The organism is Streptomyces sp. NPDC008121 (assembly GCF_042957155.1).
Classification (GTDB): Bacteria; Actinomycetota; Actinomycetes; order Streptomycetales; family Streptomycetaceae; genus Streptomyces.
Map to the genome: position 1 here is coordinate 426,864 of NZ_JBIBHT010000008.1, position 14,399 is coordinate 441,262.

The window sequence follows — 14,399 nt, forward strand, 5'->3', positions numbered from 1 at the left end:
GGACTAACGGACGTAACAGAGAGAGGTAATCCAATGGCTGGACCCCAGCGCCGCGGAAGCGGTGCCGGTGGCGGCGAGCGGCGGGACCGGAAGGGCCGCGACGGTGGCGCTGCCGCCGAGAAGACCGCGTACGTTGAGCGCGTTGTCGCGATCAACCGCGTCGCCAAGGTTGTCAAGGGTGGTCGCCGCTTCAGCTTCACCGCGCTGGTCGTGGTGGGCGACGGTGACGGCACGGTAGGTGTCGGTTACGGCAAGGCCAAGGAAGTTCCCGCGGCCATCGCCAAGGGTGTCGAGGAAGCCAAGAAGAACTTCTTCAAGGTTCCGCGCATCCAGGGCACCATCCCTCACCCGATCCAGGGCGAGAAGGCCGCGGGCGTCGTCCTGCTCAAGCCGGCTTCCCCCGGTACCGGTGTGATCGCCGGTGGCCCGGTGCGCGCCGTGCTCGAGTGCGCCGGCGTTCACGACATCCTGTCGAAGTCGCTCGGCTCCGACAACGCGATCAACATCGTGCACGCGACCGTGGCGGCCCTCAAGGGCCTGCAGCGTCCCGAGGAGATCGCGGCTCGCCGTGGTCTGCCCCTCGAGGACGTCGCCCCCGCGGCTCTGCTCCGTGCGCGTGCTGGGGCGGGTGCGTAATGGCTCGCCTCAAGGTCACGCAGACGAAGTCGTACATCGGCAGCAAGCAGAACCACCGCGACACCCTGCGTTCGCTCGGGCTCAAGCGCCTGGGCGACGTGGTTGTCAAGGAGGACCGCCCCGAGTTCCGCGGCATGGTGCACACCGTCCGCCACCTCGTGACGGTTGAGGAGGTTGACTGACATGGCGGAGAACAACCCGCTGAAGGCCCACAACCTCCGGCCTGCCCCGGGCGCCAAGACCGCCAGGACCCGTGTGGGTCGTGGTGAGGCGTCCAAGGGTAAGACCGCTGGTCGTGGTACCAAGGGCACCAAGGCCCGTTACCAGGTTCCGCAGCGCTTCGAGGGCGGGCAGATGCCCCTCCACATGCGTCTGCCGAAGCTGAAGGGCTTCAAGAACCCGTTCCGCACCGAGTACCAGGTCGTGAACCTGGACAAGCTCGGCGCTCTCTACCCCGAGGGTGGAGAGGTCACGGTGGCCGACCTGGTCGCCAAGGGCGCGGTGCGCAAGAACAGCCTCGTCAAGGTGCTCGGCGCCGGTGAGGTCTCCGTGGCGCTGCAGGTGACGGTCGACGCCGTCTCCGGCTCCGCCAAGGAGAAGATCGCCGCCGCCGGCGGCACCGTCACCGAGCTCGTCTGAGACGACTCGATGGCCTGAACATCCGACCGGGGATGCCTCCCAAAAGGGGCATCCCCGGTTGGTCGTTCCTAGGGGGGCATGGTCGCCGGTAAGGTGGCGTGCACTGTCTAGGCTCCGTGCGGTATGCCCGCACGGATTTCGTGACCGTTACCTATTCGTCGAACCTCAAGACCGTCACCTCACGCGCGTAACGCGGGGGTCGCAGGAGGCACCGTGCTTACCGCGTTCGCCCGGGCGTTCAAGACGCCCGACCTGCGCAAGAAGCTGCTCTTCACGCTCGGCATCATCGTGCTGTACCGGCTCGGGGCGCACATCCCCGTCCCCGGCGTCAGCTACGAGGCCGTCCAGCAGTGTGTCGACCAGGCCAGCCAGGGCAACAACTCCTTGTTCGGCCTGGTGAACATGTTCAGTGGCGGGGCGCTGCTGCAGATCACCATCTTCGCGCTCGGCATCATGCCGTACATCACGGCGAGCATCATCCTGCAGCTGCTGACCGTCGTGATCCCGCGGCTCGAGGCCCTCAAGAAGGAGGGACAGTCCGGCACCGCCAAGATCACGCAGTACACGCGGTACCTGACGATCGCGCTCGCCGTCCTCCAGGGCACCGGCCTCGTCGCCACGGCCAAGAGCGGTGCGCTGTTCAGCGGCTGCACGGTGGCCAGTCAGGTCGTTCCGGACCCGTCCATCTTCACCATCGCCACGATGGTCATCACGATGACCGCCGGTACCGCCCTCGTCATGTGGCTCGGTGAGCTGATCACCGACCGCGGCATCGGCAACGGCATGTCCATCCTGATGTTCATCTCGATCGCCGCCGGCTTCCCGGGCGCCCTGTGGGCCATCAAGGAGAGCGGCAAGCTCGCCAAGGGCTGGATCGAGTTCGGCACCGTCATCCTGATCGGCTTCGTGATGGTGGCCCTCGTCGTCTTCGTCGAGCAGGCCCAGCGCCGCATCCCGGTGCAGTACGCGAAGCGGATGATCGGCCGCAGGTCCTACGGCGGAACGTCCACATACATCCCGCTCAAGGTGAACCAGGCAGGTGTGATTCCTGTCATCTTCGCCTCGTCGCTGCTCTACATCCCGGCCCTCGTCGCGCAGTTCTCGAGCTCCACCTCGGGGTGGAAGACCTGGATCGAAGCCCACTTCGTCAAGGGTGACCACCCCTACTACATCGCTACGTACTTCCTCCTGATCGTGTTCTTCGCCTTCTTCTACGTGGCGATCTCGTTCAACCCCGAGGAAGTCGCGGACAACATGAAGAAGTATGGTGGCTTCATCCCGGGTATCCGGGCTGGTCGACCTACTGCCGAGTATCTGAGCTACGTGCTCAACCGGATCACTTGGCCGGGCTCGCTGTATCTGGGTCTGATCGCTCTTGTGCCGACGATGGCGTTGGCAGGCTTCGGTGGCGCCAATGCCAACTTCCCCTTCGGTGGGACGAGCATCCTCATCATCGTGGGTGTGGGGCTGGAGACCGTGAAGCAGATCGAGAGCCAGCTCCAGCAGCGTAATTACGAAGGGTTCCTCCGCTGATGCGAATCGTCCTCGTCGGACCGCCCGGGGCCGGTAAGGGTACGCAGGCCGCGTTCCTTGCCAAGAACCTGGACATCCCGCACATCTCCACGGGTGACCTGTTCCGCGCCAACATCAGTCAGGGCACGGAGCTGGGCGTGAAGGCCAAGGCGTTCATGGACGCCGGCGACCTCGTGCCCGACGAGGTGACCATCGGGATGGCCAAGGACCGCATGGAGCAGTCGGACGCCGCCAACGGCTTCCTGCTCGACGGCTTCCCGCGCAACGTGGCCCAGGCCGAGGCGCTGGACGTGGTCCTGAAGGCCGAGGACATGCAGCTCGACGCGGTCCTGGACCTGGAGGTCCCCGAGGACGAGGTCGTGAAGCGGATCGCGGGCCGCCGCATCTGCCGCAACGACAGCGCGCACGTCTTCCACGTCACGTACACCCCGCCGAAGGCCGAGGGCGTGTGTGACGTGTGCGGTGGCGAGCTCTACCAGCGCGACGACGACTCCGAGGAGACCGTCCGTCGGCGCCTGGAGGTCTACCACACGCAGACCGAGCCGATCATCGACTACTACCGGGCGCAGAACCTGGTCGTGACGATCTCGGCGCTCGGCAAGGTGGACGAGGTCACCGCGAAGGCGATGGCCGCGCTCAAGAAGTAACCCCCGGTTCGTGCGATACGGCCGCGGTGCCCCTCGGGGCGCCGCGGCCGTATCGTTGTTCCGACGACCCGTACTCGATGGAAAGGCCCCCGTCACGATGGTGCAGATCAAGACCCCCGAGCAGATCGCGAAGATGCGCGAGGCGGGGCTGGTCGTTGCCGCCATCCATGCGGCGACCCGTGAGGCGGCCGTTCCGGGCGCCACGACGAAGGACCTGGACGAGGTCGCCCGCAAGGTGATCGCGGACCACGGCGCGAAGTCGAACTTCCTGGGGTACGGAGGCTTCCCCGCGACGATCTGCACCTCGGTGAACGAGGTCGTCGTCCACGGCATCCCCGACGAGAAGACCGTCCTGAAGGACGGGGACATCATCTCGATCGACTGCGGCGCGATCATCGACGGCTGGCACGGGGACGCGGCCTACACCGCCTTCGTGGGCTCGGGGCACGCCCCGGAGCTGATCGAGCTCTCCCGGGTCACCGAGGAGTCGATGTGGGCCGGCATCGCCGCCATGCGGAACGGCAACCGGCTGGTGGACATCTCGCGCGCCATCGAGACGTACATCCGCCGCCAGCCGAAGCCCGGCGGCGGCAAGTACGGCATCGTCGAGGACTACGGCGGCCACGGCATCGGGACCGAGATGCACATGGACCCCCACCTGCTGAACTACGTCGCCCGCAAGCGCGGCAAGGGCCCGAAGCTGGTCCCCGGCTTCTGTCTGGCGATCGAGCCGATGGTCTCGCTGGGCACGCCCCGCACGGAGGTCCTGAGCGACGACTGGACGGTCATCACCACCGACGGGACCTGGTCCTCCCACTGGGAGCACTCGGTCGCCCTGACGGAGGAGGGCCCGCTCGTCCTGACCGCCCCCGACGGCGGCAAGGCGAAGCTGGCGTCGCTGGGCGTGACCGCGGCGCCCGACCCGTTGGCGTAACCGGGGCCCGCGGGCGCCCGGAGCGCCTGCATGGCCGCCGCGGTTCCGGGGATTCTGCGGCGTGGCTCCTTGCGTAAGGATCTTGCCGGGTGGGCAAACTTCCCGGATTCGTCTTTTCCAAGGGGCTGTCGTAGACTGATGCGTCGGCTCTCGTGTACCCGTGTGTCCTCACCCGGAGCGAGAGTCGATCAAGGTAGCCGATTCGAAAGGCGAAGCGTGGCCAAGAAGCAAGGTGCCATCGAAATCGAGGGCACCGTGATCGAGTCCCTCCCGAACGCCATGTTCAAGGTGGAGCTCCAGAACGGTCACAAGGTCCTCGCGCACATCTCCGGCAAGATGCGGATGCACTACATCCGAATCCTTCCGGACGACCGGGTCGTCGTGGAGCTTTCTCCCTACGACCTGACGCGTGGCCGGATCGTCTACCGATACAAGTAGATCTTGCCCGCACCCCGCATCTTCCGTGCGCGGGTGGTGGCACTGACCCGGAGAACCTCACATCCCATGAAGGTCAAGCCGAGCGTCAAGAAGATCTGCGACAAGTGCAAGGTGATCCGCCGTCACGGCCGGGTCATGGTCATCTGCGACAACCTGCGCCACAAGCAGCGCCAGGGCTGACGCACGCCGACCGACCTGCACCTCCGCAGTTCTTCGCGCGACGCAAGCAAACGTACATACGCAGAGCCCGCCCAGCCCGCAAGGGCCGGCGGCACCTCCGGCGGGGGCCGGGGACCCGATACGTACCACCTCTCAGCAGAGAGGTCGGCGGATCGGGAGCGGCTCTGTGTAAGACCCCCGAGCACACAGGAGCCATTGAATGGCACGCGTTTCCGGTGTCGACATCCCGCGTGAAAAGCGCGTGGAGATCGCACTCACCTACGTCTTCGGTATCGGGCGCACCCGGTCCAAGGAGATCCTCGCCTCCACCGGCGTGAACCCGAACACCCGCGTTCGTGACCTGGCCGAAGAGGACCTGGTCAAGATCCGCGAGTACGTGGACGCCAACCTCCAGACCGAGGGTGACCTCCGCCGCGAGATCCAGGCCGACATCCGCCGCAAGGTCGAGATCGGCTGCTACCAGGGTCTGCGTCACCGTCGTGGCCTTCCGGTCCACGGCCAGCGCACCAGCACGAACGCCCGTACCCGCAAGGGCCCGCGTCGCGCCATCGCCGGTAAGAAGAAGCCGGGCAAGAAGTAGTCCTCAGCGGACGCTTGACCACACGGTCTTCGCTGTAGGACCGACCACCTCCCGTAGGAGATATAGATGCCCCCCAAGGGTCGTCAGGGCGCTGCCAAGAAGGTGCGCCGCAAGGAAAAGAAGAACGTCGCTCACGGCCACGCGCACATCAAGAGCACGTTCAACAACACGATCGTCTCGATCACGGACCCCTCGGGCAACGTGATCTCCTGGGCCTCCGCCGGCCACGTCGGCTTCAAGGGCTCGCGCAAGTCCACCCCCTTCGCCGCGCAGATGGCCGCCGAGTCGGCCGCCCGCCGCGCGCAGGAGCACGGCATGCGCAAGGTCGACGTCTTCGTGAAGGGTCCGGGCTCCGGCCGCGAGACCGCGATCCGTTCCCTCCAGGCCACGGGCCTCGAGGTCGGTTCGATCCAGGACGTCACCCCGACGCCGCACAACGGCTGCCGTCCCCCCAAGCGCCGTCGCGTCTGATCTCGGCGACCGCTGCTTGACCTGAGTACGGGCGGTACGCCTCGCAAGAGACGTACCGCCCGTACCCTTGCAGTACGCAGTATCTGTCGGACGTCAAATAGTGGGCGTCCACAACCGAAGGATTCACACCATGCTGATCGCTCAGCGTCCCTCGCTGACCGAAGAGGTCGTCGACGAATTCCGCTCGCGGTTCGTCATCGAGCCCCTGGAGCCGGGCTTCGGCTACACGCTCGGCAACAGCCTCCGTCGTACGCTCCTCTCCTCGATCCCGGGTGCGGCCGTCACGTCCATCCGCATCGACGGTGTCCTGCACGAGTTCACCACCGTGCCGGGCGTCAAGGAGGACGTCACCGACCTCATCCTCAACATCAAGCAGCTGGTCGTCTCCTCGGAGCACGACGAGCCGGTCGTGATGTACCTGCGCAAGCAGGGCCCCGGCCTGGTCACCGCCGCCGACATCGCGCCCCCGGCCGGTGTCGAGGTGCACAACCCCGACCTGGTCCTCGCCACGCTCAACGGCAAGGGCAAGCTGGAGATGGAGCTGACCGTCGAGCGCGGTCGCGGCTACGTCTCCGCCGTGCAGAACAAGCAGCTGGGCCAGGAGATCGGCCGCATCCCGGTCGACTCCATCTACTCCCCGGTGCTCAAGGTCACGTACAAGGTCGAGGCGACCCGTGTCGAGCAGCGCACCGACTTCGACAAGCTGATCGTCGACGTCGAGACCAAGCAGGCCATGCGGCCGCGTGACGCCATGGCGTCCGCCGGCAAGACCCTGGTCGAGCTGTTCGGTCTGGCGCGCGAGCTCAACATCGACGCCGAGGGCATCGACATGGGCCCGTCCCCCACGGACGCCGCCCTCGCCGCCGACCTGGCGCTGCCGATCGAGGAGCTCGAGCTCACCGTTCGTTCGTACAACTGCCTCAAGCGCGAGGGCATCCACTCCGTGGGTGAGCTCGTGGCGCGCTCCGAGGCCGACCTGCTCGACATCCGCAACTTCGGTGCGAAGTCGATCGACGAGGTCAAGGCGAAGCTGGCCGGCATGGGCCTGGCCCTCAAGGACAGCCCGCCCGGATTCGACCCGACCGCCGCCGCCGACGCCTTCGGCGCCGACGACGACGCGGACGCGGGCTTCGTCGAGACCGAGCAGTACTAGTCCCACCGGCGGGCCGGGTCTCCTCGGAGGCCCGGCCTCGTCGCGGTGACACGCCTTCCGGGCCGTTCGCGGCCCGGGCCTCCGGCTCCGGCCGGATCTCCGTCGGGCAGACGCCCGCGCGGACACTGACACCGGTACCTCATACGGCCGGTGCAGATCACAAGGAGAAACACCATGCCGCGTCCCACCAAGGGTGCCCGCCTCGGCGGCAGCGCCGCTCACGAGCGTCTGCTCCTCGCCAACCTGGCGAAGTCGCTCTTCGAGCACGGCCGCATCACGACGACCGAGGCCAAGGCCCGCCGCCTGCGTCCGGTCGCCGAGCGCCTGATCACCAAGGCGAAGAAGGGCGACATCCACAACCGTCGCCTGGTGCTGCAGACGATCACCGACAAGGGCATCGTCCACACCCTCTTCACCGAGATCGCGCCGCGCTACTCCGAGCGCCCGGGTGGCTACACCCGTATCACCAAGATCGGCAACCGTCGTGGCGACAACGCCCCGATGGCCGTGATCGAGCTGGTCGAGGGCGAGATCGCCAAGAAGGCGACCGTCGCCGAGGCCGAGGCCGCCACCAAGCGTGCGGTCAAGGAGGACGAGGCCAAGGTCGAGGAGACCAAGGCCGAGGACACCACCGAGGCTCCGGCCGAGGAGGCGAAGGACGCGTAAGCGTTCTTCCGTTTTTCTCGTGGGCGGGCCCGTACCCCTGGGGTACGGGCCCGCTCCCGTACGCAGAGGGTTTCGAGAGGGAGCAGCGCGTGAGCGACGACGTGCAGGCCGGGTTCGTACGCATCCGGCTCGACCTGTCCTACGACGGCAAGGACTTCTCCGGCTGGGCCAAGCAGCCCCGGGGGCAGCGGACCGTACAGGGTGACATCGAGGAGGCCCTGAAGACGGTGACCCGCTCCACGGAGACGTTCGAGCTGACGGTCGCCGGCCGCACCGACGCCGGAGTGCACGCGCGGGGCCAGGTCGCTCATGTCGACCTGCCCCTCGAGCTGTGGGCCGAGCACCGGGAGAAGCTGCTGCGCCGGCTCGCCGGACGGCTGCGGCACGACGTCCGGGTATGGCGGCTCACCGAGGCGCCCGCCGGGTTCAACGCCCGGTTCTCCGCCGTCTGGCGCCGCTACGCCTACCGCGTCACCGACAACCCCGGCGGGGTCGACCCGCTGCTGCGCGGCCATGTCCTGTGGCACGACTGGGCCCTCGACATGGACGCCATGAACGCCGCCGCCGAGCGGCTGGTGGGGGAGCACGACTTCGCCGCGTACTGCAAGAAGCGCGAGGGCGCCACGACCATCCGCACGCTCCAGGAGCTGCGCTGGGAGCGGCGGCCCGGCGGGGTGCTGGAGGCGACCGTGAAGGCGGACGCCTTCTGCCACAACATGGTCCGTGCGCTGGTGGGCGCGCTGCTGTTCGTGGGCGACGGGCACCGGCCGGTGGAGTGGCCCGCGAAGGTGCTCGCGGCGGGCGTGCGGGACTCGGCCGTGCACGTCGTACGGCCGCACGGGCTGACGCTCGAAGAGGTCGGCTACCCGGCGGACGAGCTGCTGGCCGCCCGGAATCTGGAGGCCCGCAACAAGCGGACCCTGCCCGGAAGCGGCTGCTGCTGACGTCGCCCGGGCGCCGCCGTCACTCCCCGGGCGCGCCGGCCGCCGCCGCGGCCTGGGTGCGGCCGCGGGCGTAGATCTGGTTGAAGGCGAAGCTGCCCAGGTCGTCGCTGGTCTGGTAGATGGCCTTGTCCTTCGCCGCCGAGGTGACCTTCTTGCCGCTGGTGTAGCCGGCCTGCGTGAAGTAGGCGTACCGGCCGATGGCGTTGGTACGGCGCAGGCAGACGGTGGCGCGGCAGAAGTCGGCGACCCCGGAGCCGGCCAGCGGGGCGATGCCCCCCTGGGCCTGCCCCTTCGCCTTCAGCGCCTCCGCCTCGGTGGAGAAGACGGCGACGCCGACCGTGATGGCCACACCGTCCTTCACATAGGTGGCGCGCAGCACGCGGTCGCAGCCGTTCCTCTTCAGGACCGACCCCAGCGCGCCCTGGGTGACGCTCGCGCACGAGGTCGTGGAGGAGGTCGCGCCCTTGGTGTAGGCGCGGCCGTTCATCGTGAACTTCTTGCCCGGGAAGAGGCCCTCGGCGCTCAGCGGCGCCTTGTCCTTCCTCTCGTCGGAGATGAAGTCCATGGGGTCCGGCGGGGGCGGCGGCGCCACGGAGGAGAAGGTCGGATCCGGCGTGGGGGAGCCGTCGGCGGTCGCGGCGCCGGTGGGGGTGGTGCCGCCGTTCTTGGCGGTGTCGTCCCCGCCGCCGCCCACGACGGCGGCCGCGACGATCGCGCCGACCGCGAGCGTCGCCAGCGCGCCGCCGCCGATCATCAGCCGGCGCTTGCGGCGGCCACGCGCCGCCGACGCGTCGGCGAGGGCGCCCCAGTCCGGCGTGTCCCCGCCCTGGGCCCCCGGGAACGGGTCCGGCCGCTGACCGTACGACGGCTGCCCGTACGACTCCTGCCGGTAGGGCTGCTGTCCGAACGGGTCGCGTCCGGTCCCGTCCTGCCCGTAGGGCCGCTGCCCGTACGGATCATGTCCGTACGGGTCCTGTCCCCGCTCGTCCTGCCCGTGCGACGGCTGCCCGAACGGCTGCGGCCGCGGCTCCTGCGGTTCCTGCGGCCACTGCGGCCCCCCAAAGCTCATGTCGCGCATCCTAAACCGGTTGGGAGACGGCGGTACGGGCGGCGACAATGCCCTCCATGGGACATGTCGAGGCCGCGCATCTGGAGTACTACCTTCCGGACGGGAGGGTGCTGCTCGCCGACGCCTCCTTCCGGGTGGGCGAGGGCGCCGTGGTCGCCCTCGTCGGCGCCAACGGCGCCGGGAAGACCACGCTGCTCCGGATGATCGCCGGTGAGCTGCAGCCGCACGGCGGCACGGTCACCGTCAGCGGCGGACTCGGCGTCATGCCGCAGTTCGTCGGCTCGGTCCGCGACGAACGCACGGTCCGCGACCTGCTGGTCTCCGTGGCCCAGCCGCGGATCCGCGAGGCGGCGAAGGCGGTCGACGAGGCCGAGCACCTGATCATGACCGTCGACGACGAGGCCGCCCAGATGCGGTACGCGCAGGCGCTCAGCGACTGGGCCGAGGTCCAGGGGTACGAGGCCGAGACCCTCTGGGACATGTGCACGACGGCGGCGCTGGGCGTCCCGTACGAGAAGGCGCAGTTCCGCGAGGTGCGCACCCTCAGCGGCGGCGAGCAGAAGCGGCTGGTCCTGGAGTCGCTGCTGCGCGGCACCGACGAGGTGCTGCTCCTCGACGAGCCGGACAACTATCTGGACGTCCCCGGCAAGCGGTGGCTGGAGGAGCGGCTGCGGGAGACCCGTAAGACCGTGCTCTTCATCTCCCACGACCGGGAGCTGCTCGCCCGGGCCGCCCAGAAGATCGTCGCGGTCGAGCCGGGACCGGCCGGCTCGGACGTCTGGGTGCACGGCGGCGGCTTCGCGACCTTCCACGAGGCGCGGCGGGAGCGGTTCGCCCGGTTCGAGGAGCTGAAGCGGCGCTGGGAGGAGAAGCACGCGCAGCTGAAGAAGCTGGTGGTCACCCTGCGGCAGGCGGCCGCGGTCAGCCACGAGCTGGCCTCCCGCTACGCCGCCGCCCAGACGCGGCTGCGGAAGTTCGAGGAGGCCGGGCCGCCGCCGGAGCCGCCGCGCGAGCAGGACATCCGGATGCGGCTGCGCGGTGGCCGGACCGGGGTGCGCGCGGTGACCTGCGAGAACCTGGAGCTGACCGGTCTGATGAAGCCGTTCTCGCTGGAGATCTTCTACGGCGAGCGGGTCGGCGTCCTCGGCTCCAACGGCTCGGGCAAGTCGCACTTCCTGCGGCTGCTCGCCGGGGACCCGTCGGTCGCCCACACGGGCACGTGGAAGCTGGGCGCACGGGTCGTCCCCGGCCACTTCGCCCAGACCCACGCCCATCCGGAGCTGCAGGGCCGGACCCTCGTGGACATCCTCTGGTCGGAGCACGCCAAGGACCGCGGCGGGGCGATGTCGGTGCTGCGCCGCTACGAACTGGAGGGCCAGGGCGACCAGCCCTTCGAGAAGCTCTCCGGCGGCCAGCAGGCACGCTTCCAGATCCTGCTCCTGGAGCTGTCGGGCACGACGGCGCTCCTCCTCGACGAGCCGACGGACAACCTGGACCTGGAGTCGGCGGAGGCCCTCCAGGACGGACTGGAGTCGTACGACGGGACGGTCCTGGCCGTCACGCACGACCGGTGGTTCGCCAAGACCTTCGACCGGTTCCTGGTCTTCGGCTCGGACGGGGTCGTACGCGAGTCGACGGAGCCGGTGTGGGACGAGCGGCGGGTGGACCGGGCACGGTAGGTCGGCGCGTTTTGACCCCTCCGGGGTGCCGCGGGTACTGTTGCGGTTTGTTATGCGTAGTGGCTTCGTCGTTCTCCGGCGAGCGCCCTTGCGCAGGTTCCCTGGAGCAGTTACCAGTGGCTCGCATACGGGCAGTGCGTCCCGGCAGTGCAGGCCCCAGCTGCATGATCGCTTCAGGTGTGTCTGGACTCCATCCACTGAAGAAGCGAAGGCTACGAAGTGCGTACGTACAGCCCTAAGCCCGGCGATGTCACTCGCCAGTGGCACATCATCGACGCGCGGGACGTTGTCCTGGGTCGTCTGGCGACCACGGCTGCGAACCTCCTCCGAGGCAAGCACAAGCCGATCTACGCCCCCCACATGGACATGGGCGATTTCGTCATCATCATCAACGCCGACAAGGTTCACCTGTCCGGCAACAAGAAGACCCAGAAGCTGGCCTACCGCCACTCCGGCTTCCCGGGTGGTCTGCGCTCCGTCCGCTACGACGAGCTGCTGGCCAAGAACCCCGAGAAGGCCGTCGAGAAGGCCATCAAGGGCATGATCCCCAAGAACACCCTGGGCCGTCAGATGCTCTCGAAGCTGAAGGTCTACGCGGGCGAGAACCACCCGCACGCTGCTCAGCAGCCGGTCCCGTTCGAGATCACCCAGGTCGCGCAGTAGTTCCGGCCACCCCCTAAGACGAAAAGAAATCTGAGGAGCATCGTGGCCGAGACCACTGTTGAGAACCCCATCGAGGGCGAGGAGACCTACGCCGAGGTCACCACCTTCGAGTCCGAGGCGCCCGTCGAGGGCGAGTACACCTCGGAGTCCGCGGCGTCCCGCTTCGGCGACCCGCAGCCGGCCGCCGGCCTGGGCCGTCGCAAGAACGCCATCGCCCGCGTCCGGATCGTCCCGGGCACCGGCAAGTGGAAGATCAACGGTCGCACCCTTGAGGACTACTTCCCCAACAAGGTGCACCAGCAGGAAGTCAACGAGCCCTTCAAGGTGCTCGAGCTCGACAACCGCTACGACGTCATCGCCCGCATCGCGGGTGGCGGCGTGTCCGGTCAGGCCGGCGCCCTGCGCCTCGGCGTGGCCCGCGCGCTGAACGAGGCGGACGTGGAGAACAACCGCGGCGCCCTGAAGAAGGCCGGCTTCCTCTCCCGCGACGACCGTGCGGTCGAGCGCAAGAAGGCCGGTCTCAAGAAGGCCCGTAAGGCCCCGCAGTACAGCAAGCGCTAAATCGCCTGCTCGGCCTGCTCGTACGTACGCCCCGGCGGCACTGCCCGTGCTGCCGGGGCGTACGTCTTTTCATCACCTCGGGCACTTCTGGACGGATTCGGCGGTCAAACGGGCATCGACCGTCAAGGAATCCGTATGGGAACGCAATTTTTCGTAGCAGTTCGGAGGACAGTGGTGGGACGACTCTTCGGCACGGACGGTGTGCGCGGTGTTGCCAACGCGGATCTGACGGCGGAGCTCGCGCTCGGCCTGTCGGTCGCCGCGGCGCATGTGCTCGCCGAGGCGGGCACCTTTGAAGGCCATCGCCCGACCGCGGTGGTCGGGCGCGACCCGCGTGCGTCGGGAGAGTTCCTGGAGGCCGCCGTCGTGGCGGGCCTGGCAAGCGCGGGCGTGGACGTCCTGCGCGTCGGCGTGCTGCCGACCCCGGCCGTGGCCTACCTCACCGGCGCGCTCGGCGCGGACCTCGGCGTCATGCTCTCCGCGAGCCACAACGCCATGCCCGACAACGGCATCAAGTTCTTCGCCCGCGGCGGCCACAAGCTCGCCGACGAGCTGGAGGACCGCATCGAGTCCGTCTACGAGGAGCACCGCACCGGCGCCCCGTGGTCCCGCCCGACCGGCGGAGGCGTCGGCCGGGTCCGCGACTACGACGAGGGCTTCGACAAGTACGTCGCCCACCTCATCGCCGTCCTCCCGAACCGGCTCGACGGGCTGAAGGTCGTCCTGGACGAGGCGCACGGGGCCGCGGCGCGCGTGTCGCCCGAGGCGTTCTCGCGGGCCGGCGCCGAGGTCGTCACCATCGGGGCAAGCCCCGACGGCCTCAACATCAACGACGGCTGCGGCTCGACCCACCTGGAGCTGCTGAAGGCCGCCGTCGTCGAGCACGGGGCCGACCTCGGCATCGCCCACGACGGCGACGCCGACCGCTGCCTCGCGGTCGACGGCGCCGGCCGGGAGGTCGACGGCGACCAGATCCTCGCGGTGCTCGCCCTCGCCATGCGCGAGGCGGGGACGCTGCGCGGCGACACCGTCGTCGGCACGGTCATGTCCAACCTCGGCTTCAAACTCGCCATGGAGCGCGAGGGGCTGCAACTGGTCCAGACGGCGGTCGGCGACCGGTACGTCCTGGAGTCCATGAAGGAGCACGGCTACGCCCTCGGCGGCGAGCAGTCCGGCCACGTGATCGTCCTCGACCACGCCACCACCGGCGACGGCACCCTCACCGGCCTGATGCTGGCGGCCCGGGTCGCCGCCACCGGCCGGACCCTCGCGGAGCTGGCCGCCGTGATGGAGCGGCTGCCGCAGGTCCTCATCAACGTGCCGGACGTCGACAAGTCCCGCGTCACGACCTCCGCCGAACTGGCCGGCGCCGTCACCGAGGCCGAGCGCGAGCTGGGCACCACCGGCCGCGTCCTGCTGCGCTCCTCCGGCACGGAGCCGCTAGTACGGGTGATGGTGGAGGCCGCCGACATCGAGCAGGCGCGCGCGGTGGCGGGCCGACTGGCGGACGTCGTGAAGTCGGCGCTCGGCTAGGGCGTGTTTCGAAAGTCCCGTCTGGCCGGGGACGCCTGGCACGCGCGCTCGCTGCGTTGTCGGTCGTCGGCGC

The 14,399-nt window shown here is 68.8% G+C and carries 18 protein-coding genes; 17 read left to right on the forward strand and 1 reads right to left on the reverse strand.

What is annotated here, in order from left to right; genetic code table 11:
* Positions 1 to 33: 33 nt before the first annotated feature.
* From rpsE to truA, 13 genes are all read left to right on the forward strand, one after another.
* The gene (rpsE, locus tag ACFZBD_RS27060) at positions 34 to 636 is read left to right on the forward strand and encodes a 30S ribosomal protein S5 (protein WP_017239585.1); all 603 of its coding nucleotides are present in this window, start codon (positions 34 to 36) and stop codon (positions 634 to 636) included.
* On the forward strand, positions 636 to 818 hold the full coding sequence (gene rpmD / locus ACFZBD_RS27065; RefSeq protein ID WP_041130781.1) for a 50S ribosomal protein L30: 183 nt from the start codon (positions 636 to 638) through the stop codon (positions 816 to 818). The genes rpsE and rpmD overlap by 1 nt, the downstream gene beginning before the upstream one ends.
* A 1-nt stretch (position 819) precedes the next feature.
* Positions 820 to 1,275 (forward strand): 50S ribosomal protein L15, encoded by a 456-nt coding sequence (gene rplO, locus ACFZBD_RS27070; protein ID WP_391144213.1) that lies wholly within the window; start codon positions 820 to 822, stop codon positions 1,273 to 1,275.
* A gap of 213 nt (positions 1,276 to 1,488) precedes the next feature.
* Positions 1,489 to 2,808 (forward strand): preprotein translocase subunit SecY, encoded by a 1,320-nt coding sequence (gene secY / locus ACFZBD_RS27075; RefSeq protein WP_391144215.1) that lies wholly within the window; start codon positions 1,489 to 1,491, stop codon positions 2,806 to 2,808.
* Positions 2,808 to 3,455, forward strand: a complete 648-nt coding sequence (locus ACFZBD_RS27080) for an adenylate kinase (protein ID WP_391144216.1) — start codon at positions 2,808 to 2,810, stop codon at positions 3,453 to 3,455. The genes secY and ACFZBD_RS27080 overlap by 1 nt, the downstream gene beginning before the upstream one ends.
* Before the next feature lie 97 nt (positions 3,456 to 3,552).
* Entirely contained in the window at positions 3,553 to 4,389 is an 837-nt protein-coding gene (map, locus tag ACFZBD_RS27085) for a type I methionyl aminopeptidase (RefSeq protein ID WP_391144219.1), read from the forward strand.
* 216 nt (positions 4,390 to 4,605) lie between these two features.
* Positions 4,606 to 4,827 carry a translation initiation factor IF-1 gene (infA, locus tag ACFZBD_RS27090; RefSeq protein WP_003956442.1) on the forward strand — a complete coding sequence of 74 codons (222 nt, stop codon included), beginning with the start codon at positions 4,606 to 4,608 and terminating at the stop codon, positions 4,825 to 4,827.
* 66 nt (positions 4,828 to 4,893) lie between these two features.
* Positions 4,894 to 5,007 carry a 50S ribosomal protein L36 gene (gene rpmJ, locus ACFZBD_RS27095; RefSeq protein ID WP_003956441.1) on the forward strand — a complete coding sequence of 38 codons (114 nt, stop codon included), beginning with the start codon at positions 4,894 to 4,896 and terminating at the stop codon, positions 5,005 to 5,007.
* Positions 5,008 to 5,206: 199 nt separating this feature from the next.
* Positions 5,207 to 5,587, forward strand: coding sequence for a 30S ribosomal protein S13 (gene rpsM / locus ACFZBD_RS27100; RefSeq protein ID WP_365718491.1), 381 nt, complete (start codon positions 5,207 to 5,209; stop codon positions 5,585 to 5,587).
* Between the two features lie 66 nt (positions 5,588 to 5,653).
* The gene (rpsK, locus tag ACFZBD_RS27105; RefSeq protein ID WP_003956432.1) at positions 5,654 to 6,058 is read left to right on the forward strand and encodes a 30S ribosomal protein S11; all 405 of its coding nucleotides are present in this window, start codon (positions 5,654 to 5,656) and stop codon (positions 6,056 to 6,058) included.
* A 130-nt stretch (positions 6,059 to 6,188) separates the two neighbouring features.
* Positions 6,189 to 7,211 (forward strand): DNA-directed RNA polymerase subunit alpha, encoded by a 1,023-nt coding sequence (locus tag ACFZBD_RS27110; protein WP_069171149.1) that lies wholly within the window; start codon positions 6,189 to 6,191, stop codon positions 7,209 to 7,211.
* 174 nt (positions 7,212 to 7,385) lie between these two features.
* A complete protein-coding gene (gene rplQ / locus ACFZBD_RS27115) occupies positions 7,386 to 7,877 on the forward strand; it encodes a 50S ribosomal protein L17 (RefSeq protein ID WP_391144222.1) in 492 nt (163 codons plus the stop codon).
* Between the two features lie 89 nt (positions 7,878 to 7,966).
* Positions 7,967 to 8,821 (forward strand): tRNA pseudouridine(38-40) synthase TruA, encoded by an 855-nt coding sequence (gene truA / locus ACFZBD_RS27120; RefSeq protein ID WP_391144225.1) that lies wholly within the window; start codon positions 7,967 to 7,969, stop codon positions 8,819 to 8,821.
* Positions 8,822 to 8,840: 19 nt separating this feature from the next.
* On the opposite strand, the gene ACFZBD_RS27125 is transcribed toward truA, so the two are convergent.
* Positions 8,841 to 9,890, reverse strand: a complete 1,050-nt coding sequence (locus tag ACFZBD_RS27125; protein ID WP_391144227.1) for a hypothetical protein — start codon at positions 9,888 to 9,890, stop codon at positions 8,841 to 8,843.
* Positions 9,891 to 9,946: 56 nt separating this feature from the next.
* Between ACFZBD_RS27125 and ACFZBD_RS27130 the strand changes: the two genes are divergently transcribed.
* The 4 genes from ACFZBD_RS27130 (at position 9,947) to glmM (ending at position 14,326) form a co-directional block, all read left to right on the forward strand.
* A complete protein-coding gene (locus ACFZBD_RS27130; RefSeq protein ID WP_391144230.1) occupies positions 9,947 to 11,569 on the forward strand; it encodes an ATP-binding cassette domain-containing protein in 1,623 nt (540 codons plus the stop codon).
* Between the two features lie 219 nt (positions 11,570 to 11,788).
* Positions 11,789 to 12,232 (forward strand): 50S ribosomal protein L13, encoded by a 444-nt coding sequence (gene rplM, locus ACFZBD_RS27135; RefSeq protein WP_391144232.1) that lies wholly within the window; start codon positions 11,789 to 11,791, stop codon positions 12,230 to 12,232.
* A gap of 42 nt (positions 12,233 to 12,274) precedes the next feature.
* Positions 12,275 to 12,793 (forward strand): 30S ribosomal protein S9, encoded by a 519-nt coding sequence (gene rpsI, locus ACFZBD_RS27140; protein ID WP_391144234.1) that lies wholly within the window; start codon positions 12,275 to 12,277, stop codon positions 12,791 to 12,793.
* 174 nt (positions 12,794 to 12,967) lie between these two features.
* Positions 12,968 to 14,326, forward strand: coding sequence for a phosphoglucosamine mutase (gene glmM, locus ACFZBD_RS27145; protein ID WP_391144237.1), 1,359 nt, complete (start codon positions 12,968 to 12,970; stop codon positions 14,324 to 14,326).
* Positions 14,327 to 14,399 lie beyond the last annotated feature (73 nt).

Excerpts from the sequence above, each read along its gene's own strand:
- rpsK (WP_003956432.1), top strand. The coding sequence starts at position 5,654 with ATGCCCCCCAAGGGTCGTCAGGGCGCTGCCAAGAAGGTGCGCCGCAAG.
- map (WP_391144219.1), top strand. The coding sequence starts at position 3,553 with ATGGTGCAGATCAAGACCCCCGAGCAGATCGCGAAGATGCGCGAGGCG.
- rpsE (WP_017239585.1), top strand. The coding sequence starts at position 34 with ATGGCTGGACCCCAGCGCCGCGGAAGCGGTGCCGGTGGCGGCGAGCGG.
- ACFZBD_RS27125 (WP_391144227.1), bottom strand. The coding sequence starts at position 9,890 with ATGAGCTTTGGGGGGCCGCAGTGGCCGCAGGAACCGCAGGAGCCGCGG.
- rplO (WP_391144213.1), top strand. The coding sequence starts at position 820 with ATGGCGGAGAACAACCCGCTGAAGGCCCACAACCTCCGGCCTGCCCCG.
- ACFZBD_RS27130 (WP_391144230.1), top strand. The coding sequence starts at position 9,947 with ATGGGACATGTCGAGGCCGCGCATCTGGAGTACTACCTTCCGGACGGG.
- ACFZBD_RS27080 (WP_391144216.1), top strand. The coding sequence starts at position 2,808 with ATGCGAATCGTCCTCGTCGGACCGCCCGGGGCCGGTAAGGGTACGCAG.
- rpmD (WP_041130781.1), top strand. The coding sequence starts at position 636 with ATGGCTCGCCTCAAGGTCACGCAGACGAAGTCGTACATCGGCAGCAAG.
- rplQ (WP_391144222.1), top strand. The coding sequence starts at position 7,386 with ATGCCGCGTCCCACCAAGGGTGCCCGCCTCGGCGGCAGCGCCGCTCAC.
- ACFZBD_RS27110 (WP_069171149.1), top strand. The coding sequence starts at position 6,189 with ATGCTGATCGCTCAGCGTCCCTCGCTGACCGAAGAGGTCGTCGACGAA.
- rpmJ (WP_003956441.1), top strand. The coding sequence starts at position 4,894 with ATGAAGGTCAAGCCGAGCGTCAAGAAGATCTGCGACAAGTGCAAGGTG.
- rpsM (WP_365718491.1), top strand. The coding sequence starts at position 5,207 with ATGGCACGCGTTTCCGGTGTCGACATCCCGCGTGAAAAGCGCGTGGAG.